General features: G+C 52.7%; 25 protein-coding genes. 22 read left to right on the forward strand and 3 right to left on the reverse strand.

What is annotated here, in order from left to right; all coding sequences use genetic code 11:
* The 3 genes from P1U47_RS09625 to P1U47_RS09635 all read left to right on the forward strand — a co-directional run.
* The coding region (locus tag P1U47_RS09625; protein ID WP_301028587.1) for a hypothetical protein at positions 1-5,255 on the forward strand (5,255 nt) is incomplete at its 5' end.
* A gap of 57 nt (positions 5,256-5,312) precedes the next feature.
* The gene (locus P1U47_RS09630; protein ID WP_301028588.1) at positions 5,313-5,519 is read left to right on the forward strand and encodes a hypothetical protein; all 207 of its coding nucleotides are present in this window, start codon (positions 5,313-5,315) and stop codon (positions 5,517-5,519) included.
* A gap of 234 nt (positions 5,520-5,753) precedes the next feature.
* Positions 5,754-6,143, forward strand: coding sequence for an OmpA family protein (locus P1U47_RS09635; RefSeq protein ID WP_301028589.1), 390 nt, complete (start codon positions 5,754-5,756; stop codon positions 6,141-6,143).
* Positions 6,144-6,302: 159 nt separating this feature from the next.
* Here P1U47_RS09635 and P1U47_RS09640 read toward each other — a convergent pair whose 3' ends face one another.
* Both P1U47_RS09640 and P1U47_RS09645 read right to left on the reverse strand, forming a co-directional pair.
* Positions 6,303-7,784: a YifB family Mg chelatase-like AAA ATPase gene (locus P1U47_RS09640; protein ID WP_301028590.1), complete on the reverse strand. Its 1,482-nt coding sequence runs from the start codon at positions 7,782-7,784 to the stop codon at positions 6,303-6,305.
* A gap of 49 nt (positions 7,785-7,833) precedes the next feature.
* Positions 7,834-8,109, reverse strand: a complete 276-nt coding sequence (locus P1U47_RS09645; RefSeq protein WP_301028591.1) for an accessory factor UbiK family protein — start codon at positions 8,107-8,109, stop codon at positions 7,834-7,836.
* A 283-nt stretch (positions 8,110-8,392) separates the two neighbouring features.
* Between P1U47_RS09645 and P1U47_RS09650 the strand changes: the two genes are divergently transcribed.
* The 19 genes from P1U47_RS09650 to P1U47_RS09740 all read left to right on the forward strand — a co-directional run bounded on the left by P1U47_RS09650 (position 8,393) and on the right by P1U47_RS09740 (position 25,159).
* Positions 8,393-9,295, forward strand: a complete 903-nt coding sequence (locus tag P1U47_RS09650) for an urease accessory protein UreD (RefSeq protein ID WP_301028592.1) — start codon at positions 8,393-8,395, stop codon at positions 9,293-9,295.
* 44 nt (positions 9,296-9,339) lie between these two features.
* Complete coding sequence (ureA, locus tag P1U47_RS09655) at positions 9,340-9,642, forward strand: urease subunit gamma (protein ID WP_008253381.1); 303 nt, start codon at positions 9,340-9,342, stop codon at positions 9,640-9,642.
* Positions 9,643-9,662: 20 nt separating this feature from the next.
* Positions 9,663-9,983, forward strand: a complete 321-nt coding sequence (locus tag P1U47_RS09660; protein WP_301028594.1) for an urease subunit beta — start codon at positions 9,663-9,665, stop codon at positions 9,981-9,983.
* 3 nt (positions 9,984-9,986) lie between these two features.
* Positions 9,987-11,690 (forward strand): urease subunit alpha, encoded by a 1,704-nt coding sequence (ureC, locus tag P1U47_RS09665; protein WP_301028595.1) that lies wholly within the window; start codon positions 9,987-9,989, stop codon positions 11,688-11,690.
* A gap of 52 nt (positions 11,691-11,742) precedes the next feature.
* A complete protein-coding gene (gene ureE / locus P1U47_RS09670) occupies positions 11,743-12,210 on the forward strand; it encodes an urease accessory protein UreE (RefSeq protein WP_301028597.1) in 468 nt (155 codons plus the stop codon).
* Positions 12,203-12,871 (forward strand): urease accessory protein UreF, encoded by a 669-nt coding sequence (locus P1U47_RS09675; RefSeq protein ID WP_301028598.1) that lies wholly within the window; start codon positions 12,203-12,205, stop codon positions 12,869-12,871. Before ureE ends, P1U47_RS09675 begins: the two co-directional genes overlap by 8 nt.
* Positions 12,872-12,903: 32 nt before the next feature.
* The gene (gene ureG / locus P1U47_RS09680; protein WP_301028599.1) at positions 12,904-13,515 is read left to right on the forward strand and encodes an urease accessory protein UreG; all 612 of its coding nucleotides are present in this window, start codon (positions 12,904-12,906) and stop codon (positions 13,513-13,515) included.
* 17 nt (positions 13,516-13,532) lie between these two features.
* On the forward strand, positions 13,533-14,156 hold the full coding sequence (locus P1U47_RS09685) for an urease accessory protein UreH (RefSeq protein ID WP_301028600.1): 624 nt from the start codon (positions 13,533-13,535) through the stop codon (positions 14,154-14,156).
* Positions 14,157-14,408: 252 nt separating this feature from the next.
* A complete protein-coding gene (gene urtA / locus P1U47_RS09690; RefSeq protein ID WP_301028601.1) occupies positions 14,409-15,725 on the forward strand; it encodes an urea ABC transporter substrate-binding protein in 1,317 nt (438 codons plus the stop codon).
* Positions 15,726-15,840: 115 nt separating this feature from the next.
* On the forward strand, positions 15,841-17,520 hold the full coding sequence (urtB, locus tag P1U47_RS09695; protein WP_301028602.1) for an urea ABC transporter permease subunit UrtB: 1,680 nt from the start codon (positions 15,841-15,843) through the stop codon (positions 17,518-17,520).
* Between the two features lie 84 nt (positions 17,521-17,604).
* Positions 17,605-18,681, forward strand: a complete 1,077-nt coding sequence (urtC, locus tag P1U47_RS09700) for an urea ABC transporter permease subunit UrtC (RefSeq protein ID WP_366943149.1) — start codon at positions 17,605-17,607, stop codon at positions 18,679-18,681.
* A complete protein-coding gene (urtD, locus tag P1U47_RS09705) occupies positions 18,678-19,457 on the forward strand; it encodes an urea ABC transporter ATP-binding protein UrtD (RefSeq protein WP_301028605.1) in 780 nt (259 codons plus the stop codon). Before urtC ends, urtD begins: the two co-directional genes overlap by 4 nt.
* Before the next feature lie 4 nt (positions 19,458-19,461).
* Complete coding sequence (gene urtE / locus P1U47_RS09710; protein WP_301028607.1) at positions 19,462-20,157, forward strand: urea ABC transporter ATP-binding subunit UrtE; 696 nt, start codon at positions 19,462-19,464, stop codon at positions 20,155-20,157.
* 186 nt (positions 20,158-20,343) lie between these two features.
* Positions 20,344-21,276, forward strand: coding sequence for a hypothetical protein (locus tag P1U47_RS09715; RefSeq protein ID WP_301028608.1), 933 nt, complete (start codon positions 20,344-20,346; stop codon positions 21,274-21,276).
* Between the two features lie 469 nt (positions 21,277-21,745).
* Positions 21,746-22,411, forward strand: coding sequence for a TorF family putative porin (locus P1U47_RS09720; protein ID WP_301028609.1), 666 nt, complete (start codon positions 21,746-21,748; stop codon positions 22,409-22,411).
* Between the two features lie 85 nt (positions 22,412-22,496).
* Positions 22,497-22,835: a P-II family nitrogen regulator gene (glnK, locus tag P1U47_RS09725; RefSeq protein ID WP_301028610.1), complete on the forward strand. Its 339-nt coding sequence runs from the start codon at positions 22,497-22,499 to the stop codon at positions 22,833-22,835.
* A gap of 71 nt (positions 22,836-22,906) precedes the next feature.
* Complete coding sequence (locus P1U47_RS09730; protein WP_301028612.1) at positions 22,907-24,151, forward strand: ammonium transporter; 1,245 nt, start codon at positions 22,907-22,909, stop codon at positions 24,149-24,151.
* Positions 24,152-24,420: 269 nt separating this feature from the next.
* Positions 24,421-24,759 (forward strand): P-II family nitrogen regulator, encoded by a 339-nt coding sequence (glnK, locus tag P1U47_RS09735; RefSeq protein WP_301028613.1) that lies wholly within the window; start codon positions 24,421-24,423, stop codon positions 24,757-24,759.
* 199 nt (positions 24,760-24,958) lie between these two features.
* A complete protein-coding gene (locus P1U47_RS09740) occupies positions 24,959-25,159 on the forward strand; it encodes a hypothetical protein (RefSeq protein ID WP_301028614.1) in 201 nt (66 codons plus the stop codon).
* Positions 25,160-25,211: 52 nt separating this feature from the next.
* Here the strand turns inward: P1U47_RS09740 and P1U47_RS09745 are convergent, their stop codons facing one another.
* Positions 25,212-25,919 (reverse strand): HAD family hydrolase, encoded by a 708-nt coding sequence (locus P1U47_RS09745; protein WP_301028615.1) that lies wholly within the window; start codon positions 25,917-25,919, stop codon positions 25,212-25,214.
* Positions 25,920-25,940: the final 21 nt, after the last annotated feature.

The following is a 25,940-nucleotide window of genomic DNA, read 5'->3' on the forward strand; positions in this document are numbered from 1 at the left end:
CTGATGTTACTCAGCATACCGCTGATATCGCCGGTCTCGACACCCGGGTAGTTACTGCTGAGGGCGGTATCACGACCCTCGATGGTCGCGTTACCGGCGTTGAAACTAATGTGGGAACCCTGCAGACAGATGTAGGTGGACTGCAGACCACGGTCGGCCAGAACACCGCCGACATCACTGGCTTGGATACTCGCGTTACCACCACAGAAACCGACATCAGCGGTTTGGATGGCCGTTTGCTTACGGCAGAATCCGATATCACTCAACACTCCACAGATATCTCTAGTCTCGACACACGGGTAGTCACGGCTGAGAGCAGTATTACGAACCTTGATAGCCGCGTCACTGGCACCGAAACCGACATCACAGGCTTGGATACTCGCGTTACCACCACAGAAACGGACATCAGCGGCTTGGACGGGCGTCTGCTCACTGCTGAATCTGATATCACTGGTCTCGATACTCGTGTAACGACAACCGAAGGCAGCGTAACAAGCCTCGATACGCGGGTGACCACGACTGAATCCGGTATCTCGCAGCACACAACGGATATTTCCGGCCTCGACACCCGTATAGGCACGGCAGAGGGCAGCATCACCACCCTTGATGGTCGTGTCACTGGCGTGGATAGCCGTGTTACCACGGTTGAAGGAAACCTCACTGGTCTTGGCGTTCGCGTCACAGCGGCAGAAGGTGGCATCGCCAATGTTGCAAGCGGCACCGCGACTGCCTTGGGCGGCGGCGCCGTTGCGAACGCAGATGGCAGCATTAGTGGGCCGAGTTACAGCATTGCCGGTGCCGACTACAGCGACGTTGGCGCGGCGCTTGGCGCGGTAGAAGCGCTGGCTGGCACCGGCAATGTGCTCGGCGTGGTTTACGACGATGCTGGTCGCAATAGTATTAGCCTGCAGGGCGCGAGTGGCGGCACTCGGATCACTAATCTTGCCGCTGGCTCAGTGGCAGTGAACAGCAGTGACGCCATCAACGGCGCGCAGTTGTTTGCCACCGATCAGAATGTGGCGCAAAACAGCAGTGATCTGTCAGTCTTGGGCAGCCGTGTGGTGTCGGCCGAAACGACTATTAGTCAGAACACCGCTGACATCTCTGGCTTAGATGGGAGGGTGGTTGCGGCTGAGTCGGGTATTGCACAGCACACCACCGACATTGCCGGAATCGACACCCGTGTCGTAACGGCTGAGGGAGGTATCACCTCGCTTGATGGCCGTGTCACTGGTACTGAAACCAACATCGGTACTTTGCAGACGGATGTAGGCGGGCTTCAGACCACCGTTGGCCAGCACACAAGCGACCTTTCTGGTTTGGATGGTCGCCTCGTCACTGCAGAATCCAATATTACTCAAAACATCACTGACATCTCGGGTCTAGACATTCGTGTAACGACTACTGAAGGCCGCGTTGTTACTCTCGATACGCGGGTCGCTACGGCCGAGTCTGGTATCAGTCAGCACACTACAGATATCGCAGGCTTAGATACTCGCGTAGTAACCGCCGAGGGGAACATCACGAGCCTTGATGGTCGTGTCACTGGCGTGGATAGCCGTGTTACCACGGTTGAAGGAAACCTCACTGGTCTTGGCGTTCGCGTCACAGCGGCAGAAGGTGGCATCGCCAATGTTGCAAGCGGCACCGCGACTGCCTTGGGCGGCGGCGCCGTTGCGAACGCAGATGGCAGCATTAGTGGGCCGAGTTACAGCATTGCCGGTGCCGACTACAGCGACGTTGGCGCGGCGCTTGGCGCGGTAGAAGCGCTGGCTGGCACCGGCAATGTGCTCGGCGTGGTTTACGACGATGCTGGTCGCAATAGTATTAGCCTGCAGGGCGCGAGTGGCGGCACTCGGATCACTAATCTTGCCGCTGGCTCAGTGGCAGTGAACAGCAGTGACGCGATCAACGGCGCGCAATTGTTTGCCACCGATCAGAATGTGGCGCAGAACAGCAGCGAGCTGTCGGTACTGGGTGGCCGTGTGGTGACGACAGAGGGAAGTATTGCCTCGCTTGATGGCCGCGTTATTGACGCCGAGACTAACATTGGTGATTTGCAGACGGACCTGGGTGGTTTGCAGGCCACGGTCGGCCAGCACACCACTGATATTTCTGGGATCGATACCCGTCTGGGATCAGCAGAAGGTGATATCAGCGGCCTAGATGGCCGTCTAATTACCGCCGAATCGGATATTACGGGTCTGGACACTCGTGTAACGACAACCGAAGGCAGCGTCACTGATCTTGATACGCGAATCACCACCGCTGAGTCCGGTATTACACAGCACACAACAGACATTGCTAACATTGACACCCGTGTCGGAACCGCCGAGGGAAGTATTAATTCGCTTGATAGCCGCCTGATTACTGCAGAATCTGAAATCACTCAGCACGGCACTGATATCACGGGCTTGGATAGCCGTGTGACAACGACGGAAGGCAGCGTTACGACCCTCGATACGCGGGTGACCACGGCGGAAGGAAGTCTCACTGGTCTCGGCGTTCGTGTCACTGCCGCAGAAGGTGGTATCGCCAATGTTGCAACAGGCACGGCGGCTGCGCTGGGCGGCGGTGCTATCGCGAACCCCGACGGCAGCATTAGTGCGCCGAGTTACAGCATTGCTGGTTCCAATTACTACAATGTTGGTGCCGCACTCAGTGCGGTAGAGGTGCTGGCTGGCACCGGCAATGTGCTCGGTGTGGTTTACGACGATGCGGGTCGAAATAGCATCAGCCTGCAGGGCGCGAGTGGCTTCACCCGAATCACTATGCTTGCCCCCGGCTCGGTAGCTGCCGGTAGCAGCGACGCAGTCAATGGTGCGCAGCTCTTCGCTACCGATCGGAATGTGGCGCAAAACATGAGCAACTTGGCGGCCTTGGACGACCGTGTCGTTTCGGCGGAAACCATGATTGGCCAGCACACGACCGATATCAGCGGCCTCAATACGCGAGTGAGCACGGCTGAGTCTGGTATTGCACAGCACGCAACAGACATTGCTGGGTTAGGCACTCGTGTCAGCGGCGCCGAGACGGATATTGGCGACTTGCAGAGCAGCGTTGGTCAGCACACTACGGCGATCGCCGGACTCGATACGCGCATAGGATCGGCTGAAGGTGATATCTCCGGCCTAGATAGTCGCGTTACCGCCACGGAAACCGATATCAGCGGGCTGGATGGCCGCATGGTCGCTGCAGAATCTGGTATCACTCAGAACACCACAGATATCAGTGGTCTTGATACTCGAGTTACGACAGCTGAGTCTGGTATTACGCAGCACACGGTTGATATCGCAGGTCTGGATACCCGCATTGGAACCGCCGAGGGAGACATTACTGTGCTTGATAGTCGTGTCACTGGCGCTGAAACCAATATCGGCACCCTGCAGACGGATGTGGGCGGGCTGCAGACAATGGTCGGCCAGCACACCAGCGATATCGCTGGCTTAGATACTCGCGTCGCGACGACGGAAACCAAGGTCAGCGGTCTGGATGGGCGTTTGACCACCGCAGAGTCTGATCTCACTCAGCACACCGCAGACATTGCTGGGCTGGATAACCGTGTAGGAACAGCGGAGGGCAGCATTACGGAGCTCGATAGCCGCGTTACTGGTACTGAAGCCAGCATTGGTACGCTACAGGCGGATTTGAGCGGACTGCAGACCACGGTCAGCCAGCACACCAGTGATATCGCCAGCCTAGATACGCGAGTTACCACTACTGAAACCAATATCAGTGGCCTAGATGGACGCTTAACTACTGCAGAGTCGGGCATTGGCGGCCTTGATGCTCGAGTGACGGTGACGGAGGGCAGCATCACTAGCCTCGACACCCGGCTTACTGGCACCGAGTCTTCTCTCGCACAGCACACTACCGACATTGCAGGCCTAGATACCCGCGTCGGGGTGGCCGAGGGAGGTATCTCCGCGCTTGATGGTCGTGTCGCTGGCACTGAAACCAGTATCGGCGAGTTGCAGACGGAGGTGGGTGGACTGCAGACCACCGTTGACCAGCACAGCAGCGATATTGCCGGTCTAGATACCCGTCTGGGATCGACAAAAGGTGACATCAGCGGTCTGGATACTCGTGTTACCACCACGGAAGCCAACATCAGTGGTCTGGATGATCGCGTTACCGACAATGAAGCGGATATTGCGACTAATACCAGTAAAATTGACGGACTCGACACGCGCGCCACTAAACAGGGTGCCGGTTTGGCCGCCGGTTTGGGCGGTGGCACTTCTGTTGCAGCCGATGGCAGTGTCTCCGCGCCCAACTACGCGGTGCAGAGCGACAATTTTGACAACGTCGGTGACGCCTTTGCCGCTCTAGATACCGGGGTCGATGCCAATAAAACCGAAATTGCGGTTAACAGCCAACGTATTGATCAGAACCTAACATCTATCCGTAATTTGGAAAGCCAGTTCACGACCGTTGAAGCCGAGGTCGTTGACCTCAGTGAGCGCGTCGATACCGCCCAGGGCACTGCTGACACTGCATTGAACGCCGCCCAAGCCAACTCGGCCTTTTGTGGCCGTGGCAGTGCCGACGGCGCGATTGAATGCGGCGATAACGCTCAAGCCGGTGATCAAGCTGTTAATAGCTTGGCTATTGGTAAAAATGCGAAAGCGCAGTCCGAAGGTGGTATTGCTGTCGGCTTCAACGCCACTGCCGTTGAGTCCAATTCAGTGGCCATTGGCTCAGGTGCTGTTGCGCAGTCTTCGGTGGCAGTGGGTACCGGAGCGCAGGCATTGGGCACTAACACCACTGCAGTGGGCGATAACGCCACTGCATCTGGGGAGCAGGCTGTTGCGTTAGGTAATAACGCAGTGGCCATGGCGGCTAATAGCATCGCCTTAGGCAATGGCTCGGTGGCAGACCAAGCCAATACGGTGTCGGTGGGCAGCGTTGGCAATCAACGGCGTATCACCAATGTGGCGCCAGGCATTTCAGCTACTGATGCGGTGAACATGAGTCAGCTGGAATCTATGGGGATTTATTTGGGCGGCGCCATCAACGAGGCGCGGCGTGAGGCCAATGCCGGTATCGCGGCGGCGGTGGCCATGGAAAACGCCCCGTATGTAGCCGGCAAGTTCACCTATGCCATGGGTGTGGGCTATCACGTTAATCAATCGGCGGTGGGGATGACCTTGCGGCGCACTGCCGACAATGGTCGCTGGAGTGTCACCACGGGTATTGCTGGCTCTGAAGTTGGCGCCACGGTGCGGGTGGGTGTTAGTGGCGTGCTCTGGTAAGCCGCAGCTGCGTTGTACCGATTCAGTATATCCGATGAATTATTTAGAGAGAGGCGAATGAAAGTTATTCAGTGGGCAGGGGTTGTTGTGCTGGTCTCATTGCTCGGTGCCTGCGCCGCGTCGCAGCCGGCTGATCTGCGAGGTATATTGTTTCCTGTGCTGGATGCGTCGTATCTAAACACTGAGGACTTCATCGATCTCGGTTCAGCAACTGGGCGAGTGGCGCTAGGTATCAACCGAGATCAAGCGCGCTTGCTATTGTGAAATCCGAATTTTGATGAAGGCCTCTTCAGCCCTGATACTTGGAACTACGTTTTTAATTTATATGCCGGCGCAGAAAATGAGTACCGGATCTGCCAGTATCAACTGCAATATGGTGATGACGATAAAGGTCGATAGAGTGTAAAAGCCATCTACTGGCAGACACCTGAATGTGAACAATTGTCCGCGCGCCACGTAATAGTGGCGGTAGCGTCTTCTGTGCCTACCGAGGAAACTGTGTCGCTCACTGATGAATTGCTATTCGTTTTTGGACGTTCTCGCGAAGCAGATCTAAACCCGAGCGGGCGTGTTGCACTGGTGCAGTTCGCGCAGTACTGGCAGCGTCGCCACGCGCAGATTAATAAAGTGCTTGTGGTTGGTCACAGCGATCCCATCGGCGTAGCCGAGAGTAACAATTCTTTGTCCCAAGCGCGGGCGGCAACGGTGGCTGAAATACTGGTACGTAACGGCATTGATCGCTCGGTGATTGTCACCATGGGCAAAGGTAGTAGCGACACTATTGCTAAGTGTAGCAACGGTAACGGTCAAGCTTCGACGCTAGAGCGAGTGAACTGTCTGCAGCCTGATCGTCGTGTGAGTGTGAGAGTGCTGGCGACGGCAAGCTAGCATGTCTTATAAGGGAACGTTCGCCATGTTTACCTTCGGTCTGATAATTGGCCTGCTGTTTGGCGCAACAATTGGCATGATGGCGCTGGCCATGGTCGCCGATTAGTTGGCGGCTAATGACGATGGCAAAGACCCGTATCTGCTAAGTCGCTAGATGCATCATATATCGCCGCGATAAATCATCGCTTCTTGCAAGTGAGCAAGGCGTATCGCCTCAGCATCCGCTAGATCGGCAATGCTGCGCGCAATTTTTTGCAGGCGGTGATGGGCACGAGCGCTCAGGCCTAATTTTTGCTCAGCTTTGAGCATGAATTGCTTGCTGGGGGTGTCTAGCGCGCAAAACTGCCGCACCTGCGCGGCGCTGAGTTGGGCGTTGATATTGCCGCTGCGCTGTAATTGACGGTCGCGGGCAGCGCAAACTCGCTCGCGCACGGTGGCGCTGCTTTCTGCTAGGCCATCTTCCTGTAAAACCCCTGGCGGTAGGCGGGGCACGGTAATGCGTAAATCGATGCGGTCGAGTAGCGGCCCAGATAGTTTGCCCCGATAGCGTTGGATTTGGTCGGGGGTGCAGCGGCAGTCCTTGCCGCTGTCGCCGTCAAAACCGCAGGGGCATGGATTCATCGCGGCAATTAACTGGAATCGAGCTGGGAAGGTTAATTGTTGGGTAGCGCGTGAAATGGTTACCTCACCAGACTCTATCGGTTCGCGCAGTACTTCGAGTACTTTGCGGGGGTATTCGGGCAGTTCATCTAAAAATAATACGCCATGATGGGCCAAGGAAATCTCACCGGGCCGTGGATAGCTGCCGCCACCCACCAATGCCACCCCAGAGGCGGTGTGGTGGGGGGCGCGGAAAGGCCGGTTCAGCCGCAGTGGTAGCCCAGCGACCGACTGCACGGTGGCAATTTCTAAACGCTCACTTTCGTTAAGGGGTGGCAAAATACCTGGTAAGCGATTGGCGAGTAGGGTTTTTCCGGTGCCGGGCGGGCCGCTGAGTAAGAGTGAATGACCGCCCGCCGCGGCGATTTCCAGTGCCCGTTTGGCGCCTGCTTGGCCGCGCACCTCGCTGAGGTCGGGATAGTGTTCGGCTAATTCTGCCGAATCGTCGGCGCTAGCATAGGGCAGCGCCTGCTGGCCGTGGAGGTGGGCAACTACCGCGAGTAAGGAGTGGGCTTCGCGAATATCGCTGGTGTCGAGAATACTGGCAAGGCCAGCGTTGGCGGCGGGCAGTATCAGACTGTGCCCCGCTTCGCCAGCTTGCACCGCTGCGGGCAGGGCAGCATCTACCGCGCGCAATTCACCGCTCAGCCCCAGTTCGCCAATTAGCTCACAGTTTGCCAGCGGCGCTGTGGGTAGTTGGCCTGAGGCGACCAAGATTCCGATGGCGATGGGCAAGTCGAAGCGGCCACCTTCTTTGGGCAAATCGGCGGGGGCAAGGTTGACGGTGATGCGGCTAACCGGAAATTCAAAGCGCGAATTTACGAGCGCAGAGCGTACTCGGTCGCGGCTCTCGCGCACGCTGGCCTCAGGCAAGCCAACAATATTAAAGGCCGGCAGGCCTCCAGATAAATGGACTTCTACGGTAACCAGTGGCGCGTGCACGCCAAGCTTGGCGCGGCTGTATACGGTGGCGAGGGGCATGGCTTCATCCTTGAAGGCGGCATCTCAAACTTCGCGAGCGGTCTAGAGCTTAAGGCTTGGCGCTACTGCTATCAGTGGTTTGATTCGCAAGCAGCTCGGTTAATTCGGCGAGCTGCTTCTCTAGCGCTTCGAGTTTACTGCGGGTGCGGTTTAATACCGCAACTTGGGCGTCGAACTCGGCGCGTGACACAACGTTCATGCGACTGAGGCCACCTTGCAGTAATACCTGCACTTTTTCTTCTATGTCGTGCTGAATTTCTGGGCCATTATTCATCAGCTTGCTGGCTTGTTGCGCCAACTGAGCAATAAAATCGGGTTTAGCCATGGATCGTTACCTCGTTGATTGGCTAAGTGTATCGTTTATTGGCGGCATGGGGCTAGTCAGGCGTCTGACGTCTGACGTCTGACGCGGGAAGCGTTTCCCACTAGCTCGCCTAATAATGGTGCGCATTTACCGATAATAAGATCCGATTTGGCGCAGTGCTAATAAAAACGCACAGTGATGGTACAGTTATTGCTCACGGATATTGTTTGCAACGCATTGAACGGCGTTAACTTAAAGGCGCTCCGCGATCTTATTAATTAGTTTTACAAACAAGGAATTGCCGTTGACGGCCCTAGCCCCCTTAATATCTGCACATACTGGCCACGGTGGTGATCTGGCTCCGCGTAAATCGTGGCCAGCGGCGATTGAGCTTGGTCTGCGTGCCAGTGAAAATCGCACAGATTTGGTGCGCGTTTCCCACAAAGGGCCATTGCGGGTGCAGCGGCCTTTTTATCCCGAGGGGGATTGCTGTCATGTTTATCTCCTGCACCCGCCTGGCGGCATAGTGGCTGGCGATACCTTGCGGGTGGCGGTGAGTTTGGATGCTGGGGCGCAAGCGCTGCTAACCACGCCCTCGGCGGGCAAGGTGTACCGCAGTGATTTGGCGAAAACGGCGCAGTCTCAAGGCGTGAGCGCTGATGTTGCCGATGGTGCCTGTTTGGAGTGGCTGCCCCAGGAAACCATTGTATTTGAAGGCGCTGAAGCCGAATTGAGTAATCACTTCGCTCTGCAGGGCAATGCCCGTTTATGTGCATGGGATATTGTGGTGCTGGGCCGCCGCGCCAGTGGCGAAGGGTTTGCCCAGGGTCGTTGCCTGCAAAAAATCGACATACGTCGCGACGGCAAACCACTATTAGTTGAACGCACCGAATGGCTGGGGGGTAGCACCATGCTGGATGCGCCTTGGGGAATGGCTGGCGCCTCGGTGAGCGGCAGCTTTTTCGCGACGATGAGTTGCGATCAGGCCATGATGGATAAATTGCGCGACGGCCTCATTGCGATTGCTGAGCAAAATACTTGGCTGGCGGCAGAGTGGGGCTTATCGCAAAAGCGGGATATTTTTTTAGCGCGCTATCTGGGTGATTCGCCGGAGCAGTGCCGCAAAGGTTTTGCGTGGCTGTGGGCGCAGCTTCGGCCGCAATTTAATGGCCGCGAGGCCTGCCCGCCGCGGATTTGGAACACCTAATTAGCATTGAAATGAGAATTAATTGAAAACAGGATGACACCGCCATGGAATTGAGTCCCAGAGATAAAGATAAATTATTGCTGTTTACCGCCGCGCTATTGGCCGAACGCCGCATGGCCAAGGGTCTTAAATTAAATTACCCCGAGTCTATCGCGCTGATTTCGGCGGCGGTAATGGAAGGCGCCCGAGAGGGCCGCACGGTGGCCGAGATGATGAGCGCGGGGCGTGAAGTGCTGACCAAAAATGACGTGATGGACGGCATTGCCGAAATGATTCACGAGGTACAGGTGGAGGCAACCTTCCCCGATGGTACCAAGTTGGTCACTGTCCATAATCCCATCGTTTAAATAGGCATAACGGAGCACTTATGATTCCCGGAGAATTAATCGCAGCCAAGGGCGATATTACCCTCAATGCCGACCGCGAAACCTGCGTGATTGATGTGGCCAATAGTGGTGATCGGCCAATACAGGTTGGTTCGCACTACCATTTTTTTGAGACCAATCCTGCGCTGATTTTTGATCGCGGGGCGAGTCGCGGTTTTCGTTTGAATATTGCGGCGGGCACGGCGGTGCGTTTTGAGCCTGGTCAGAGCCGTCAAGTTGAGTTGGTGGCGCTGGCGGGCAAACGCGAGGTGTATGGTTTTCGTGGCGATGTAATGGGCGCCCTCGACAAGCAAGGAGCATAAAACATGGCTACGATAGATCGCCGCGCCTACGCGGATATGTACGGGCCTACGGTAGGCGACCGCCTGCGCTTGGCAGACACCGAGTTGTGGATCTCGGTAGAGAAGGACTTCACTACCTACGGCGAAGAAGTGAAATTCGGTGGCGGCAAAGTCATTCGCGACGGCATGGGCCAGAGTCAGTTAGGCGGCGCCCATACCCCAGATACGGTGATTACCAATGCATTGATATTGGATCACTGGGGCGTGGTTAAAGCCGATGTGGCGATAAAGGCCGGTCGAATTTGCGCCATTGGTAAAGCCGGTAATCCTGATATTCAGCCCAATGTCGATATTATTGTTGGTCCCTGCACCGAGGTGATTGCCGGTGAAGGTCAGATCTTAACCGCCGGTGCCATTGATTCGCACATCCACTTTATTTGCCCTCAGCAAATTGAAGAGGCCTTGATGAGCGGTGTGACCACTATGATCGGTGGTGGCACCGGCCCCGCGACCGGCACCAATGCCACCACCTGTACGCCGGGTGCTTGGCATATGGGCAAAATGCTGCAGGCCGCCGAGAGCTTTCCCATGAATTTGGGCTTTCTCGGCAAGGGCAACGCCAGTTTGCCAGATTCGCTGGAAGAGCAAATTAAAGCCGGTGCCATGGGCTTAAAGCTGCACGAAGATTGGGGCACCACCCCAGCGTCTATCGATTGTTGTTTAAGTGTGGCGGACAAATACGATGTGCAGGTGGCAATCCACACCGACACCCTGAATGAGTCGGGTTTTGTCGAAGACACTCTCGCCGCCTTTAAGGGCCGCACCATTCATACCTATCACACCGAAGGTGCTGGTGGCGGTCATGCGCCGGATATTATCAAAGCCTGCGGCGCGGCCAATGTGCTGCCGTCATCGACTAATCCAACGCGGCCTTATACGGTGAACACCGTGGATGAGCATTTGGACATGCTCATGGTCTGTCACCATCTCGACCCGAATATTCCCGAAGACGTGGCCTTTGCCGATTCCCGCATTCGCAAGGAAACCATTGCCGCTGAAGATATTCTGCACGACCTTGGTGCCTTCTCGATGATTGCCTCCGACTCCCAAGCTATGGGCCGAGTCGGCGAAGTGGTGTGTCGCACTTGGCAGACTGCTCACAAAATGAAAGTGCAGCGCGGCCCGCTGGCAGAAGACAGCGCAGATAATGATAATTTCCGCGCCCGTCGTTATATCGCCAAATACACGATTAATCCGGCCATTGCCCACGGTATTAGCCATGAGGTGGGTTCTATTGAAGTAGGCAAGCTTGCCGATTTGGTGTTGTGGAAACCAGCGTTCTTCGGCATTAAACCCGCCATGATTATTAAAGGCGGCGCTATTGCCGCCGCGCCCATGGGCGATCCCAATGCCTCTATTCCCACGCCGCAGCCAGTGCATTACCGGATGATGTTCGGCGCCTATGGTAAAGCCTGTGTGCAGACCTCGGTGAGTTTTGTTAGCCAAGCCGCGATTGATGCTGATATTGGCAGCGCACTGGGTTTAGATCGCCCGCTAGTCGCAGTGAAAAACTGCCGCAATGTGACCAAGGCCGATATGGTCTTGAACAATTATCAGCCAGTGATGGAAGTAGACCCCGATACTTATGAGGTGCGCGCCGATGGTCAGCTACTCATTTGCGAACCGGCCACCGAACTGCCCTTGGCTCAGCGCTATTGTTTGTTTTGATTTGCTAGTTCTAATTAGTTGAGAAAAATTAATTTTAATTTGGAAGTAAGTGATGCTTGAGTGTTTTGAGGTAGCAAGTGAGGGCCAGGGTTTAGCGCCAGAAATGAGTATTGTGCTGAACTATCAAGATCGGCAGCGCAGTCGTTTCCGCGGTAAAACTCGCTGCGGCCAGGATTTGTCTTGGTATATTGAGCGGGGTCAGGTGCTTGCCGATGGCGATATTTTAATTGCTAAAAGCGGCGAGAAAATTTCTGTGGTGGCCGCTAAGGAAACGTTGTCGATTGTGCGCACCGATGATGCCTTATTGTTTGCGCGGGCCGCCTACCACCTAGGCAATCGTCATGTGCCCTTGCAGATTGATGCGGGGGAATTGCGCTATCAACACGACCATGTGCTGGACGATATGCTGCGCGGCTTAGGTTTAGACGTTCAAGTTGGCGAAAAGCCCTTCCACCCCGAGAACGGCGCCTATCACAATAGCGGCGCGGGCAGTATTCACAGCCACCATCATCATGACTAGTCCATTACTGCATTTAATGCATCTCGTTAGTCCTGCCTTGCCGGTGGGGGCTTATGCCTACTCTCAGGGTTTGGAGTATGCGGTTGAGCGAGGCTGGGTTAAGAGTTTGGCGGGCGCAGAAGATTGGATTGGCGAGGTGTTAAGCCACAGCTTGGGTGGTTTAGATTTACCTGTCTTACAGCGTTTGCATATGGCATGGCAGGCTGGCGCCCTGGAGGACGTCGCCTATTGGAATGACTATTTACAGGCGGCGCGTGAATCCAAGGAATTGTTATTAGAAGACGTGCAAATGGGCGAAGCTCTGCTGCGCTTATTAGTGTCTTTAGAAGTGCCAAATGCTTTGGCTTGGCCCAAAGGCGTGGCGGTAAGTTTTGCCACGGTATTCGCCTTGGCGGCTCAGCATTGGCACGTTGACAGTGACGACGCGCTCAGCGGTTTTGCCTGGAGCTGGTTAGAGAATCAGGTGGCGGCGGCCATTAAATTAGTGCCGCTGGGTCAGACCGACGGCCAGCGTTTGCTGCTGTCTTTAATGCCGGCACTGGAAGCCAGCGTAGCGGCGGCCAAATCTCGGCACGACGATGCTCTCGGTGTTGGTTTGCCAGGCTTGGCAATGGCCTCGGCTCAGCACGAAACCCAGTATTCACGTTTGTTTCGATCATAGAATTTGTTATTCATTATTTGTGGAGTGTTTATATGAAAAAGCCTGCATTGCGGCTTGGCATTGGTGGCCCAGTAGGTTCTGGTAAAACCGCGCTGGTGAAAACCCTGTGTGCGGAGTTGCGCGAGCGCTTCGACATCGCGGTCATCACCAACGATATCTACACCCGTGAAGACGCCGAGTTTTTGCTGCGCCACGAGGTGCTGGATCAAGAGCGGATTCTCGGCGTGGAAACTGGCGGCTGCCCCCACACCGCAATCCGCGAAGACGCCTCGATGAATTTGTCAGCAGTGGCTGAACTCAGTGGCCGCTTTCCCGATTTAGACTTAATCATGATCGAGAGCGGCGGCGACAATCTGGCGGCAACGTTTAGCCCAGAGTTGTCGGATTTAACCATCTATGTGATCGACGTTTCTGCTGGAGACAAAATCCCCCGCAAAGGCGGCCCGGGTATTACGCGCTCAGATTTATTGATTATTAATAAAACCGATTTGGCTCCCTTGGTGGGCGCCGATCTTGGCGTGATGGATCGCGATGCCAAGCGCATGCGTGGCGACAAGCCCTTTATTTTTAGCAATTTAAAAGATGGCAGCGGCGTTGCCGAGATTGTTAAATTTATTATTGAGCAGGGCATGCTCGGGGCGTGAGTTAAGGAGGCTCGGCTTTGATAACAACGGAATTGGCGCCACTATTAAGTATGTTATTACTCGGCTTTGCGGCGGGGGTGGCGCACGCCTTTGACGCCGACCACCTTGCTGCCGTGAGTGGTATGAGTAGCCGTGACAACGGCCGACACAGCCTGCGTTTTGCGGTGCACTGGGGCTTGGGTCACGGCTTGGCGGTCATCGTGGTGGCAAGCGTGGTGCTGTTGGCTGGCGCGGCGATTCCTGTGCAGTTTAGTGCGTTTGCCGAATCTTTGGTGGCGTGGATGTTAATTGTGATTGGCGGCCTGAGTTTTTATCACTTATGGCGACAACATCATCGCCATGATTCAAAACAGGGCGTTGGTCCCTCGGCAGTGTGGGTTGGCTTGGTCCATGGTAGTGCGGGTTCGGCGCCGCTATTAGCGGTGATTCCAGCTGCGGGCATGGCTAGTCCGGCATTGGGTATGCTGCATGTTTTAGTATTTAATTTTGGTTTGATCACAGCTATGGCTGGCGTTGGGATCGCCTTGCGTGGCGGGCTTTCTAGCTTGGGTCGCTACCATTACGGGGTGCAGCGTTCACTGCAATCCTTGTTTGCGGTGTCGGCCATGGGCTTTGGCGTTTTTTTACTTCTCAATAACTAAAATCCCTTCTTTGCCATTCTTTGGTGCTTGCGCACAGTAATTGTGCGTTGCTTTGCACGCGCAAAAGGCCGGCAGCATCGCTGTTGGCATCAAAACATAACACCGCTTCCCGCAAAGCCCTGCAAATGCCCGCTTTTAGCCGATTGGCACCATTTCTGCTAATACCCGTGGGTAGAATTGCCAGGGTCCGTTGAGCAATCGCAGTGAGATTGAATTAATTAGCGGTATAAAAATAGAGTTAGGGAGCACAACATGAAAACAAAATCATCCATCAAGGCCTTCGCTAAACACAGCAGTATTGTGTTGGCGGCAGCGACGTTGTCGCTAAGCGCCTCGATAGCCCAAGCCGCAGACACCATTAAAGTCGGTGTTTTGCATTCTTTATCAGGCACCATGGCGATCAGTGAAACCACACTGAAAGACACCGTACTGATGTTGATTGACGAGCAAAACAAAAAAGGCGGCCTGCTGGGCAAAAAATTAGAGGCGGTGGTAGTTGACCCCGCTTCTAACTGGCCACTGTTTGCCGAAAAAACCAAAGAGCTTTTAGAGAAAGATAAGGTTGATGTTATTTTTGGTTGCTGGACTTCGGTATCGCGTAAATCGGTACTGCCCGTCATTGAAGAATTAAACGGCTTGTTGTTTTACCCCGTTCAGTACGAAGGTGAAGAGTCGTCTAAAAACGTTTTCTATACCGGTGCAGCGCCCAATCAGCAAGCCATACCTGCCGTTGATTACTTGATGAGCGAAGGCGGCGGTTCGGTTAAACGCTGGGTATTGGCGGGAACCGACTACGTTTATCCGCGCACAACCAACAAAATTCTTGAAGCCTACCTGAAAAGCAAAGGTGTGGCTGAAAAAGACATCATGATCAATTACACACCTTTCGGTCACTCCGACTGGCAGACTATTGTTTCTGATATTAAGAAATTCGGTTCGCAAGGCAAAAAAACCGCGGTGGTTTCAACTATCAATGGTGATGCTAACGTGCCGTTCTACAAAGAGCTGGCTAACCAAGGCTTGTCTGCAGAAGACATTCCGGTGGTGGCGTTCTCGGTAGGTGAAGAGGAGTTGTCTGGCTTTGATACTGGCCCATTGGTTGGTCATCTCGCCGCATGGAATTACTTCATGAGCGCCGATGCTGAAGCCAACGATGCCTTCATTGATAAATGGCTGGCGTATATCGGCGATCCAAAACGCGTCACCAATGACCCAATGGAAGCCACTTATATTGGTTTTAATATGTGGGTGAAGGCGGTAGAAAAAGCCAAGACCACTAAAGTCGATAAAGTACACGATGCTCTGATCGGAATTAGTGTTCCGAATTTGACTGGCGGCGTGGCTACTATGCTACCCAACCACCACCTGACCAAGCCGGTGCTAATTGGTGAGATTCAAGAAAACGGCCAGTTCGATATCGTATGGCAAACCGAGGCCGCTGTGCCTGGTGATGCGTGGACTGACTTCCTGCCAGAGAGCGCTAAGCTTGAAGCAGATTGGCAGAATCCGAAAATCATGTGCGGTAACTACAATACCGAAACCAAGAAGTGCTCAGGTCAAAACTACTAGGTCTTCTTAGCGAGTTCGCTCGCTGAATAAAAGAAGTTCCCCCGGACTTCTTTTTCAAAAAGATGCCTCGTCATGCCATGGTGTGACGGGGCATTAATTGTAAATGGATGTTTCAATGAAACTGAATCACACCTATACGTATTCCGTATTCCGATTTTTATTACTTTGCCTAGTCATTTGTCTGCCTATGCAAAGCACTGCTGCGCCGATTGCGACAGCAAGCCAAAACGAATTAAGAGATAAAGATGCTTCGCTGCTGCTGAATGAACTCATTACTGTAAAAAGTACCAGTGACAAAGTGAACTTGATTAATTTAATCGCGAGCTCTGATTTGTCCCAGCGGGTTGCGGTACTCGAGGCTCTGCAGGCGGGTGATTTGTACTACACCAAAAAAGGGCGTCAGCTGGTGTACGCCCATAGTAACGCCGACGGCTACAGTGCGGTGGCGGTAATTAGTGGTGAAGACCTTGGCGTGGTAGGTAGCCGAGCGGTGCGCAAGATCAGTATTAATAATGAGCTGCGCACAGTGTTGCGCGGCGTGCTGGCTGAAATTGCACTGCGCAGTGACGATACTGCAGTGCGCTTACAGGCGGCTAAAAATTTGGTGCGCAGCCCGTCACCGGAATTTTTGCACGCTATTGAACGTGCACTCTTAATGGAAACTGATGCCAAGGTAATCGAATCTCTGAGACTTGCCGCGGCAATGGTGAATTTAAATTCGGATGAGCAGGTATTGCGTTTAGAGGCCATCGAATCTTTTCGCGGCACCCTCGACAGCGATGCCATGTCGATTCTTGCCGCCATGCAGCTAACCGATAGCGACGGAAACTACACCGAAAAAGACGACTTGGTAAGGGAGTCGGCTGCTGCCGTGTTAAAGGAAATGCGCAGCGAAGCAAAAATTTACAAATTAATTGAGAATACGTTTTTTGGCTTGAGCTTAGGGTCGGTGCTGTTACTTACCGCCGTGGGCTTGGCGATCACCTTTGGGGTTATGGGTGTTATTAATATGGCCCACGGCGAAATGATGATGCTGGGAGCGTACACCACCTACGTTATTCAATTACTGATGCCGAACTATATTGATTACTCGATTATTGTCGCCATTCCCGCTGCCTTTATAGTGTCGGGTTTAGTGGGGATTGTGATAGAGCGCGGCATTATTCGCCATTTGTACGGACGCCCCTTAGAAACCTTGTTGGCTACCTTCGGTGTGAGCTTGATTTTACAGCAGGCGGTGCGCAGTATTTTCTCGCCCCTAAATAAATCGGTTACCGCGCCAAGTTGGCTCAGTGGCTCCCTAGAAATTAATGGCGCCTTATCGCTGACCTATAACCGCCTTTATATCATCGCTTTCAGTTTAATCGTGCTATTGCTGCTGGTGTTTTTGTTAAAGAAAACCTTTGTGGGTTTGCAGATGCGCGCCGTTACGCAAAACCGCGCCATGGCGAACTCCATGGGCATACGCACGGGCTGGGTGGACGCCTTAACCTTTGGTTTAGGTTCAGGTATTGCAGGTATTGCCGGAGTGGCCTTGAGTCAGCTCACCAATGTCGGTCCCAACCTAGGTCAGTCATATATTATCGACTCCTTTATGGTGGTGGTGTTTGGCGGGGTGGGTAATTTATTTGGCACTTTCTTCGCGGCGATGAGCCTCGGGGTAGCCAATAAATTCTTGGAACCCTTTGCCGGTGCGGTACTGGCAAAGATCTTTGTGCTGGTGTTCATCATTATGTTTATTCAGTGGCGACCTCGCGGTTTGTTCGCTCTTAAAGGCCGCTCGGTAGAGGATTAATTGACCATGCTGAATACAAAAATATTTGAACGCAGTGCCATTGGCCGTTTATTGCTAGCAGATAAAGCGGGTAGCTATTTGTTAATGGTGTTGTTTGCCGCCATGGTGCTGGTGCCGCTGTGTAATTTGCTAATGCCCGAGGGCAGTTTTTTACATATACCCACCTATATTGTCGTGCTACTGGGCAAGTATCTCTGCTATGCCTTGCTTGCCTTGGCGCTGGATTTAATCTGGGGTTATTGCGGTATTTTAAGTCTCGGCCACGGTGCATTTTTTGCACTCGGTGGCTACGCCATGGGTATGCATTTAATGCGGCAGATCGGTGAGCGCGGCGTGTATGGCAATGCCGATTTGCCCGACTTTATGGTGTTTTTGAACTGGACGGAGCTGCCCTGGTATTGGTATGGCTTTGATAGCTTCTTCTTCTCTATGTTTATGGTAGCCATGGTGCCTGCGGCGCTGGCCTTTGTGTTTGGCTGGCTGGCGTTTCGTTCGCGAGTAACCGGCGTGTATTTGTCGATTATCACCCAAGCCATGACCTACGCTTTGCTGCTGGCTTTCTTCCGCAATGATATGGGCTTTGGCGGCAATAATGGCCTCACCGATTTTAAAGACATTCTCGGCTTTAATTTGCAGTCAGATATCACCCGCTGTGTATTGTTCGCCTTGTCGGCATTAAGCGTGATGCTCGCCTATATTTTGTGCCGCGCGATTGTGAGCAGTAAATACGGTCGGGTGTTGGTGGCAATACGCGATGCCGAAAGTCGCACACGCTTTATGGGTTATCGGGTTGAGCATTTTAAGCTCTTTGTGTTTGTGGTGTCGGCAATATTGGCTGGCATTGCGGGTGCTTTGTATGTACCTCAGGTCGGTATTATCAACCCCGGCGAGTTTGGGCCAATCAATTCTATTGAGATTGTTATTTGGGTCGCGATCGGTGGCCGCGGCACATTGTTTGGCGCGGTGATTGGTGCGGCGGCAGTGAACTATGCCAAAACCTATTTCACCGGTGCCTTCCCAGAAGTGTGGCTGTTTATGTTGGGCGCCCTGTTTGTTATTAGCACCCTGTATTTACCTAAAGGCATCGTGGGTGTGGTTAAACAATTACAAGATCGTCGCGCTGAGCGCAACGCGCCGACATCGCAAGGAGCAGAGTCATGAGTGCGGTGGTAAAAAGTCCGGGCTTTCACAGCTCAGAATTGCAGAGCATGTTGTATCTCAATGGTGTGACCAAAAGCTTTGATGGCTTTAAAGCGATTAATAATTTGTCTTTAGATATTGCGCCCGGCGAATTGCGCGCAATTATCGGCCCTAACGGCGCGGGCAAAAGCACGATGATGGATATTATTACCGGCAAAACGCGGCCCGATTCTGGACAGGTGCGTTTTAAGGACAGTATCGATCTTACTCAATATGACGAAGCCGACATTGCCAATTTGGGCATTGGTCGTAAATTCCAAAAGCCCACGGTCATTGAAACCCTCACCGTTTGGGAAAATGTAGAGCTGGCGCTGGCTGGCACTCGCAGTGTGATTCGCGCGCTCTGGCATAAGTTAAGTAGTGAGCAGGGTGACCGGATAAATGAAGTGATTAAACTGGTCGGCTTGAAAGCCAAAGCGGCGGAGCTGGCGGGCAGTCTTTCACACGGTCAAAAGCAGTGGTTGGAAATTGGTATGTTGATTGTGCAGGGGCCGGAACTCTTACTGGTCGACGAGCCAGCAGCGGGCATGACCGATCAAGAAACCATGGAAACCGCAGCGCTATTAAAAGAAATTAACCGCGAGCACACCATTGTGGTGGTCGAACATGACATGGACTTCATCAAAGCCTTAGACAGCAAGGTCACGGTGCTGCACGAAGGCAGTGTGTTGGCTGAAGGTCGTTTAGAGGTGGTGTCGGCCAATCCGCGGGTGATTGAAGTGTATTTAGGACGTTAAGACTATGTTGCTAGTGAATGATGTGGACCTCTACTACGGCGCGAGTCAGGCCCTGCGTAAAGTGAATTTAAGCGCCGAGACGGGCAAAGTTACCTGTATCTTAGGTCGCAATGGGGTGGGTAAGTCTAGCTTGGCAAGGGCGATTACTGGCCGCCACCCAGTGCGCGGCGGCAGTATTACGCTAAATGGTTTGGATATTAGTAGTATGGCGCCCGCAGACCGCGCCCGCGCCGGTATTGCGTATGTACCTCAGGGCCGAGAAATTTTTTCGCAGCTCACCGTGCAAGAAAATCTCTATACCGGCTATGCGCCACTTAAGCGCAGCCAGCGCCATATTAGCCCTGAAATTTTCGATTTATTTCCTGTGTTAAAAAGTATGCTCAAGCGTCGCGGTGGCGATTTGTCTGGCGGGCAGCAACAGCAGTTGGCCATTGCAAGGGCCTTGATTACCAAGCCGCGCCTACTGGTTTTGGATGAACCCACCGAGGGGATTCAGCCCTCTATTATTAAAGACATTCACAATGTTATTACTATTCTGCGTCAGCAGGGTGAAATGGCTATTGTTTTGGTAGAACAGTATTTTGATTTTGCCCGCGAGCTGGCCGATTACTACGCCGTAATGGACCGCGGCGAAGTCATCCTCGCAGGTCGCGGTGATGAAATGGTAGAAGAAGATGTGCGCAGGCATATGACGGTGTGAGGTGCGTCGGACGTCAGACGTCCGACGTCCGACTTGGTTCTAGCATCTCCCGTCAAGCATTCAGCAAGTCTGGCTTAGACTTCAGGCTTCAGACGTGTAAAATTTGATTACTATTCACACAAACTGCCGCATTTTTATTTTAGCCAAAGTCTATAATGGCGGCCTTTACCCCCTTAGGACAAGCTCATGAAATACCTTGCCACACTGGCGTTAGCGTTGGTTCCGCTGACGAGCATGGCAACCGATTTAACAATTCCGGCTGGCCAAGCTTATCTCGTAGGATTAGATCAGCAGGAGTTGATTCTCGATACCCTCCGTATTGGTGACGACGCTCATATCAGTTTTGCCCCTGGAGTGGGTGGCTGGCGGGTGCATGCGCGGCAGGCATATATTGGTAAGAATGTGGTGGTCGACGGCCGCGCGTCAGCGGGCGCGAGTGGTGCTTCTGGTATATCTGCACCAGCCTGTGATGAGTTTGTCGACGGTCAAGCGGGTGACAGCGGTGAGGCGGGGAGCGACGGTGTGGAAATTCGCTTTCAGCTGGGCTTGGAAAGCCTCGGCAGCCTACAACTTCTTAGTGCGGGTGGCGACGGTGGCCAAGGTGGCGCGGGCGGTGACGGCGCAGATATGAATAGTAAGTGCGGCGCAGATGTAGCCGGTGAGGGCGGTAATGGCGGCGACGGCGGTGAGGGCGGTCGCGGTGGTGACATCACCTTTTTGTACCAAAGCCTATCTAAAACCGAATCTGGCGATAGTATGGTGAGCCGCATTAGTATTAATGCCGACGGCGGCGCTGGTGGTGAGGGCGGTGATGCTGGCTCCGGTGGCGCCGGTGGCGGTGGTGCATACGTAAGCAAAAAGACCTTGGTGGGGAATCGTCAATGGGTGGCTGGAGCTCAGGGCGGTTTGGCAGGGAGTCCCGGTGTAGCGGCTTCTGCGGGTAAACCGGGCCGGATACTGGTAGATCAATTAATATTGGCTTCGCCAAAATCGGCGGTTAGCGCTAGCGGTGCCGATACCAAAATGAGCGATTTACAGCGGCAGATTGAGCGTCTGCGCAAACGCGTGGAATTGCTAGAAGCGCAGCAATCGGCTAACTCTGCGCAAGCGGTGAAATAGTCTAGTGCATTGTGTTCTGTAGGGGTGCATTTTGCTTAATTCGAGCGCCCCTTTTTACTTAGACGTTGATTTTTAGTGCGCAGGCACCGCAATGGTGCGCCAAATAAAGCGCAATGACCCCACCCATCTCCTAGCCGTTGTGTAATAAGCTTAACTAATTGTTTTTATTAAATTAAAAATGTATTTTTAGGTCATTTCTAACGATAAACGCCAGTTAATTTATAACTTAATGCATTTATATAAGGCATTTTTTTAACTGTGGGCGCAGGTATGCTCTATATTTGTGCGTAACTATTGGTTCAGATCGAAGTGGCGTATGCAGTCATATTCACCGACTTTTAGCTATCGCCTTAAACGTCTCCTAACGCATTGATTTTTAATAATAAAAAAGATGTTGGCACTGAAAGTGCTGTAGCTTAGACAGGATTGTGCTTGATCACTTTCTTATACCTTAGTGGAGACTAAAGACATGAAAAAAATGAAAACCCTTTTAGCTGCAAGTGTTGCAGCTGCTTCAATGACGATGGTTGCTGCTCCCGCTTCTGCAGAAGTTGCTGCTAGCGTTGGTGTCGCCAGTACGTATTTATGGCGTGGTTATGATCTGGGTTCAGGTACACCAGCAGTGTCTGGTGATTTGAGCTATAGCACTAGCGGTGCCTATGTTGGTGCTTGGGCGTCTTCTGGCGACACTGGCGCCGGAACTGAGTACGACCTGTACGCTGGTTACGGTATGGAAATCGGCGGTGGTGTAAGTTTCGACATCAGCGTTTGGAACTACAACTACCCAACAGGTGCTGGTTACCTTGGCACTGAAACAACTGACCTGTTTGAACACTCTGATCTGGTTCTTACCGTTGGTTTCGGCCCAATTAGCGTTTCTTACTACGATCCGATTGCTGGCCCCTCTGGTTATACCAATTACAACTACTACACTATTGGTGGCGACCTTGGCGCCTTCAATTTGACGATCGGTTCTGAAGATATTGATGGTGTGCAAACGATGCATGCGAATCTGTCTTACGCCTACAACGATAATCTGTCTTTCATCGTGAGCCAGCAAGATGGTGACGATGAAGCGGGCGTAGATAAAGATCCGAAATTCATCGTTTCGTACAGCTTGCCTATTTCCATGTAATACCCCGACCGGCGGCATTAGTCGCCGGTCATTTTTTTAACTTAGTCCTAGTGTGTGATCAACGCACATTAAGAGGAGATTTCCGATGAAATTGATTACGGCTGTTATTAAGCCATTCAAACTTGATGATGTGCGTGAGGCGCTCTCTGACATCGGCGTACAGGGCATAACTGTTACCGAGGTGAAGGGTTTTGGTCGCCAAAAAGGTCACACCGAGTTATATCGTGGCGCTGAATATGTTGTTGATTTTCTGCCCAAGGTAAAGATTGAAGTTGCTGTTGCTGACGGGTCAGTAGAGCCGACAATTGAAGCTATTACTAAATCAGCGAATACCGGCAAAATTGGCGATGGCAAAATCTTTGTCACAGCACTTGAGCAGGTTGTTCGTATCCGCACCGGTGAAACTGGCGAAGAAGCCATTTAATTTTTCGGTTGCAGTTGTTAGTTAAACAAATTTAATTAAAAGATTATCTCTTTCCCTTTGGAGGGCATGTGATGGAAGACATCATACAGGTCAAGTACGCCCTGGACACGTTCTACTTTCTCGTTATGGGCGCGTTCGTAATGTGGATGGCCGCTGGTTTTGCTATGCTCGAAGCCGGTTTGGTTCGTTCAAAAAATACAACAGAAATTCTTACTAAGAACATCGCTTTGTACGCAGTGGCTTGTACTATGTATTTGCTGTGCGGCTACACTATTATGTACGGCGGCTCAGAAGGTGGATTCCTGCCTGACGCATGGTTTGGCAATAGCATTGCCGACGCCAGCGTTGAAGAAGTACTGGCCTCAAATGGCGATACTTACTACTCAGGCTCGTCTGACTTCTTCTTTCAAGTGGTGTTTGTAGCCACGGCAATGTCGATTGTTTCTGGCGCGGTTGCTGAGCGTATGAAACTGTGGGCCTTCCTTGCTTTTGCAATCGTGATGACAGGTGTTATCTATCCTTTGCAGGGTATGTGGAAATGGGGCGGCGGTTTCTTAGACGCAGCTGGCTTCTCTGACTTCGCGGGTTCTGGTGTAGTGCATTTGTGTGGTGCTTCAGCGGCGCTAGCAGGTGTGTTGCTACTTGGCGCACGTAAAGGTAAGTACGGCGCAGGTGGTCAGGTTAACGCTATTCCTGGCGCCAACCTGCCGATGGCTACCCTTGGTACCTTCATTCTGTGGATGGGCTGGTTCGGTTTCAACGGCGGCTCAGAACTGATGGTGTCGAATATCGAAGAAGCAAACGCAACTGCCCAGGTATTTGTAAATACCAATGCGGCGGCCTGTGGTGGTTTGATTGCGGCGCTGCTGGTTGCTCGCATCCTGTTTGGTAAAGCGGATTTGACCATGGCGTTGAACGGCGCGCTGGCGGGTCTGGTTGCTATTACGGCAGAACCTCTAACACCCGGCCCAATGGCTGCGACTTTGATCGGTGCGGTTGGTGGTGTGATCGTGGTGTTTGCGATTCTTTCCTTGGACAAAGTAAAAATTGACGATCCAGTCGGCGCTATCTCGGTTCACGGTGTAGTTGGTTTCTGGGGAATCATGGCAGTGCCATTGACCAATGCTGATACCAGCTTTGGTACCCAGCTTTACGGCGCGGCGATTATCTTTGCTTGGGTATTTGGTGCAAGCCTAGTGGTCTGGGGCATACTCAAAGTGGTTATGGGTATACGTGTTACGGAAGAGGAAGAGTACGAAGGTGTCGACCTCTCTGAATGCGGTATGGAAGCCTATCCAGAATTCACCAACAAGTAAGACTCTCCCCGTTTGGTGATTTTCAGGGCGCTCATTGAGCGCCCTTTTTTTTGCGTCGGCATCGAGCTGCTGAATGCTTGATGGGAGACCATCCTATCGCCTCCCTTCAAACGTAGCGCTATGGGCGCGCCCGCCACGTTTAGCTAGGTTATCTAGGTTATTTCTAAGGTTTTTTACGGCAAAAGCTGGGATCACCTTGCCAAACCCCTTAGGTCTAGGCTAAATAGGCTATATATTGCAGTAATCATAATGAAGGGGAATTTGCGGCGATGAAATTAGTCAGTGCGGTAATTAAGCCGTTTAAGTTGGATGACGTCCGTGCCGCCTTGTCGGAAATTGGCGTACAAGGTGTAACGGTAACAGAGGTGAAGGGATTTGGTCGCCAGAAAGGCCATACCGAGCTATATCGTGGTGCTGAGTATGTGGTTGATTTCCTGCCCAAGGTAAAACTTGAAATTGCAGTAACCGATGGCCAATTAGAAAAAGTCATAGATACAGTCACTAAAGCAGCGTGTACTGGAAAAATCGGTGACGGTAAAATTTTTGTAACCAGCCTAGAGCAGGTCATTCGTATCCGTACCGGCGAAACGGGCGAAGAAGCTATTTAAGCTTGGTTGGAGTTGTAAAAAGGGCGGCCATTGGTCGCCCTTTTTTGTGGCCGTGTGTTTAAGTTGTATAGCGCTAAATATGCTTATATATAAGATTGTTAAGAACAAAAAAGCCTAAGCGGCAGCTTGTCAGCGAGCATGAGAAAGCAGTATAAATCGCCTTGTAAACGCGGGTTTCTTGTTTCCGGGAGGAGGTCGTATGGGGTCGCGCATTCGTAGTAGTGATAATCAAATACCAAGTCTAGATTTTGTGCCTAGTCAGACAGTGCATGATCGCATGCGCGATCAACTGTCTAAAGACGTTGAAGCATTTCTGGCGCGGGGCGGCGAGATAAAACATCTCGAACCCCATATGCGCAGTAATCTTGGCGACAACGATACTGATGTAGATACATACTAAGTTGGATCAGGCTAAGGCTTGGTAGCCGCTTAGCTTGATTCCATAAGTAGCTTTATAATTTAGCCTGCAGCTGCCGTATTAACGCCGGCAGCTCACGCCAGTCATTGAAATGTTGATCTGCCAAGGGGTGTGGCGGGGGTGCATCTGCCGTGAAGCGTGCTTGAATAGCATGCATTCCAACGTCTTTAGCTCCGCAAATATCGTCAGTTATATTGTCACCAATGTGAATTCCTTCGTTTGGGCTGCATCCTGCGTGTTTTAAGGCCTGTAAAAAGAGCGGTGCAGCCGGCTTGGCAGCGCCAAGTTCCTCTGCTCGGTAACTGGCGCTAAAGTGGCTTGAAATAGCCAAGCGGTTCAAATCCGCATTGCCGTTGGTGAGGCTAATAAGCACATAATTCTTGCTCAACTCCTCTAGCACCGCAGCGCAGTGTTCAAGTAGCAGAACGTGCTGACGAGCAGTGATAAACACCTCAAAAGCCGCAGTGGCCATCACCGCGCTTTGCTCGCCGTAACCGGATTCTATTAAGGCTTGGCGCAAGCTGTCGATCCGCCACTGGGAAATGTGGTGGCGCAAGTTTGGCTGGGCGCTCAAATAGCGTAGGCGGTGCTCGCGCAGCGCCTCAGGGCTGAATTTGGCGACCAGCGCTGGTGCGCTCTGCTGCAAGTGTTGATAAAAGGCCTGCTCCGCTTTGTGGATGGTTGGCGCGCTTAACCACAAGGTGTCGTCTAGGTCGAAACTCAGTAATTTAATTTTACTCATCACTTACCTTTGGCAGCAAAA

This window comes from Zhongshania sp. (assembly GCF_029212375.1).
In the GTDB taxonomy this organism is placed as follows: domain Bacteria; phylum Pseudomonadota; class Gammaproteobacteria; order Pseudomonadales; family Spongiibacteraceae; genus Spongiibacter.

Excerpts from the sequence above, each read along its gene's own strand:
- urtC (WP_366943149.1), top strand. The coding sequence starts at position 17,605 with ATGGTGTTGTTTGCCGCCATGGTGCTGGTGCCGCTGTGTAATTTGCTA.
- P1U47_RS09745 (WP_301028615.1), bottom strand. The coding sequence starts at position 25,919 with ATGAGTAAAATTAAATTACTGAGTTTCGACCTAGACGACACCTTGTGG.
- urtA (WP_301028601.1), top strand. The coding sequence starts at position 14,409 with ATGAAAACAAAATCATCCATCAAGGCCTTCGCTAAACACAGCAGTATT.
- urtB (WP_301028602.1), top strand. The coding sequence starts at position 15,841 with ATGAAACTGAATCACACCTATACGTATTCCGTATTCCGATTTTTATTA.
- glnK (WP_301028610.1), top strand. The coding sequence starts at position 22,497 with ATGAAATTGATTACGGCTGTTATTAAGCCATTCAAACTTGATGATGTG.
- P1U47_RS09730 (WP_301028612.1), top strand. The coding sequence starts at position 22,907 with ATGGAAGACATCATACAGGTCAAGTACGCCCTGGACACGTTCTACTTT.
- ureC (WP_301028595.1), top strand. The coding sequence starts at position 9,987 with ATGGCTACGATAGATCGCCGCGCCTACGCGGATATGTACGGGCCTACG.
- ureG (WP_301028599.1), top strand. The coding sequence starts at position 12,904 with ATGAAAAAGCCTGCATTGCGGCTTGGCATTGGTGGCCCAGTAGGTTCT.
- ureA (WP_008253381.1), top strand. The coding sequence starts at position 9,340 with ATGGAATTGAGTCCCAGAGATAAAGATAAATTATTGCTGTTTACCGCC.
- P1U47_RS09630 (WP_301028588.1), top strand. The coding sequence starts at position 5,313 with ATGAAAGTTATTCAGTGGGCAGGGGTTGTTGTGCTGGTCTCATTGCTC.
- P1U47_RS09640 (WP_301028590.1), bottom strand. The coding sequence starts at position 7,784 with ATGCCCCTCGCCACCGTATACAGCCGCGCCAAGCTTGGCGTGCACGCG.
- P1U47_RS09740 (WP_301028614.1), top strand. The coding sequence starts at position 24,959 with ATGGGGTCGCGCATTCGTAGTAGTGATAATCAAATACCAAGTCTAGAT.
- P1U47_RS09675 (WP_301028598.1), top strand. The coding sequence starts at position 12,203 with ATGACTAGTCCATTACTGCATTTAATGCATCTCGTTAGTCCTGCCTTG.
- glnK (WP_301028613.1), top strand. The coding sequence starts at position 24,421 with ATGAAATTAGTCAGTGCGGTAATTAAGCCGTTTAAGTTGGATGACGTC.
- P1U47_RS09645 (WP_301028591.1), bottom strand. The coding sequence starts at position 8,109 with ATGGCTAAACCCGATTTTATTGCTCAGTTGGCGCAACAAGCCAGCAAG.
- ureE (WP_301028597.1), top strand. The coding sequence starts at position 11,743 with ATGCTTGAGTGTTTTGAGGTAGCAAGTGAGGGCCAGGGTTTAGCGCCA.
- P1U47_RS09660 (WP_301028594.1), top strand. The coding sequence starts at position 9,663 with ATGATTCCCGGAGAATTAATCGCAGCCAAGGGCGATATTACCCTCAAT.
- P1U47_RS09720 (WP_301028609.1), top strand. The coding sequence starts at position 21,746 with ATGAAAAAAATGAAAACCCTTTTAGCTGCAAGTGTTGCAGCTGCTTCA.
- urtE (WP_301028607.1), top strand. The coding sequence starts at position 19,462 with ATGTTGCTAGTGAATGATGTGGACCTCTACTACGGCGCGAGTCAGGCC.
- P1U47_RS09715 (WP_301028608.1), top strand. The coding sequence starts at position 20,344 with ATGAAATACCTTGCCACACTGGCGTTAGCGTTGGTTCCGCTGACGAGC.
- urtD (WP_301028605.1), top strand. The coding sequence starts at position 18,678 with ATGAGTGCGGTGGTAAAAAGTCCGGGCTTTCACAGCTCAGAATTGCAG.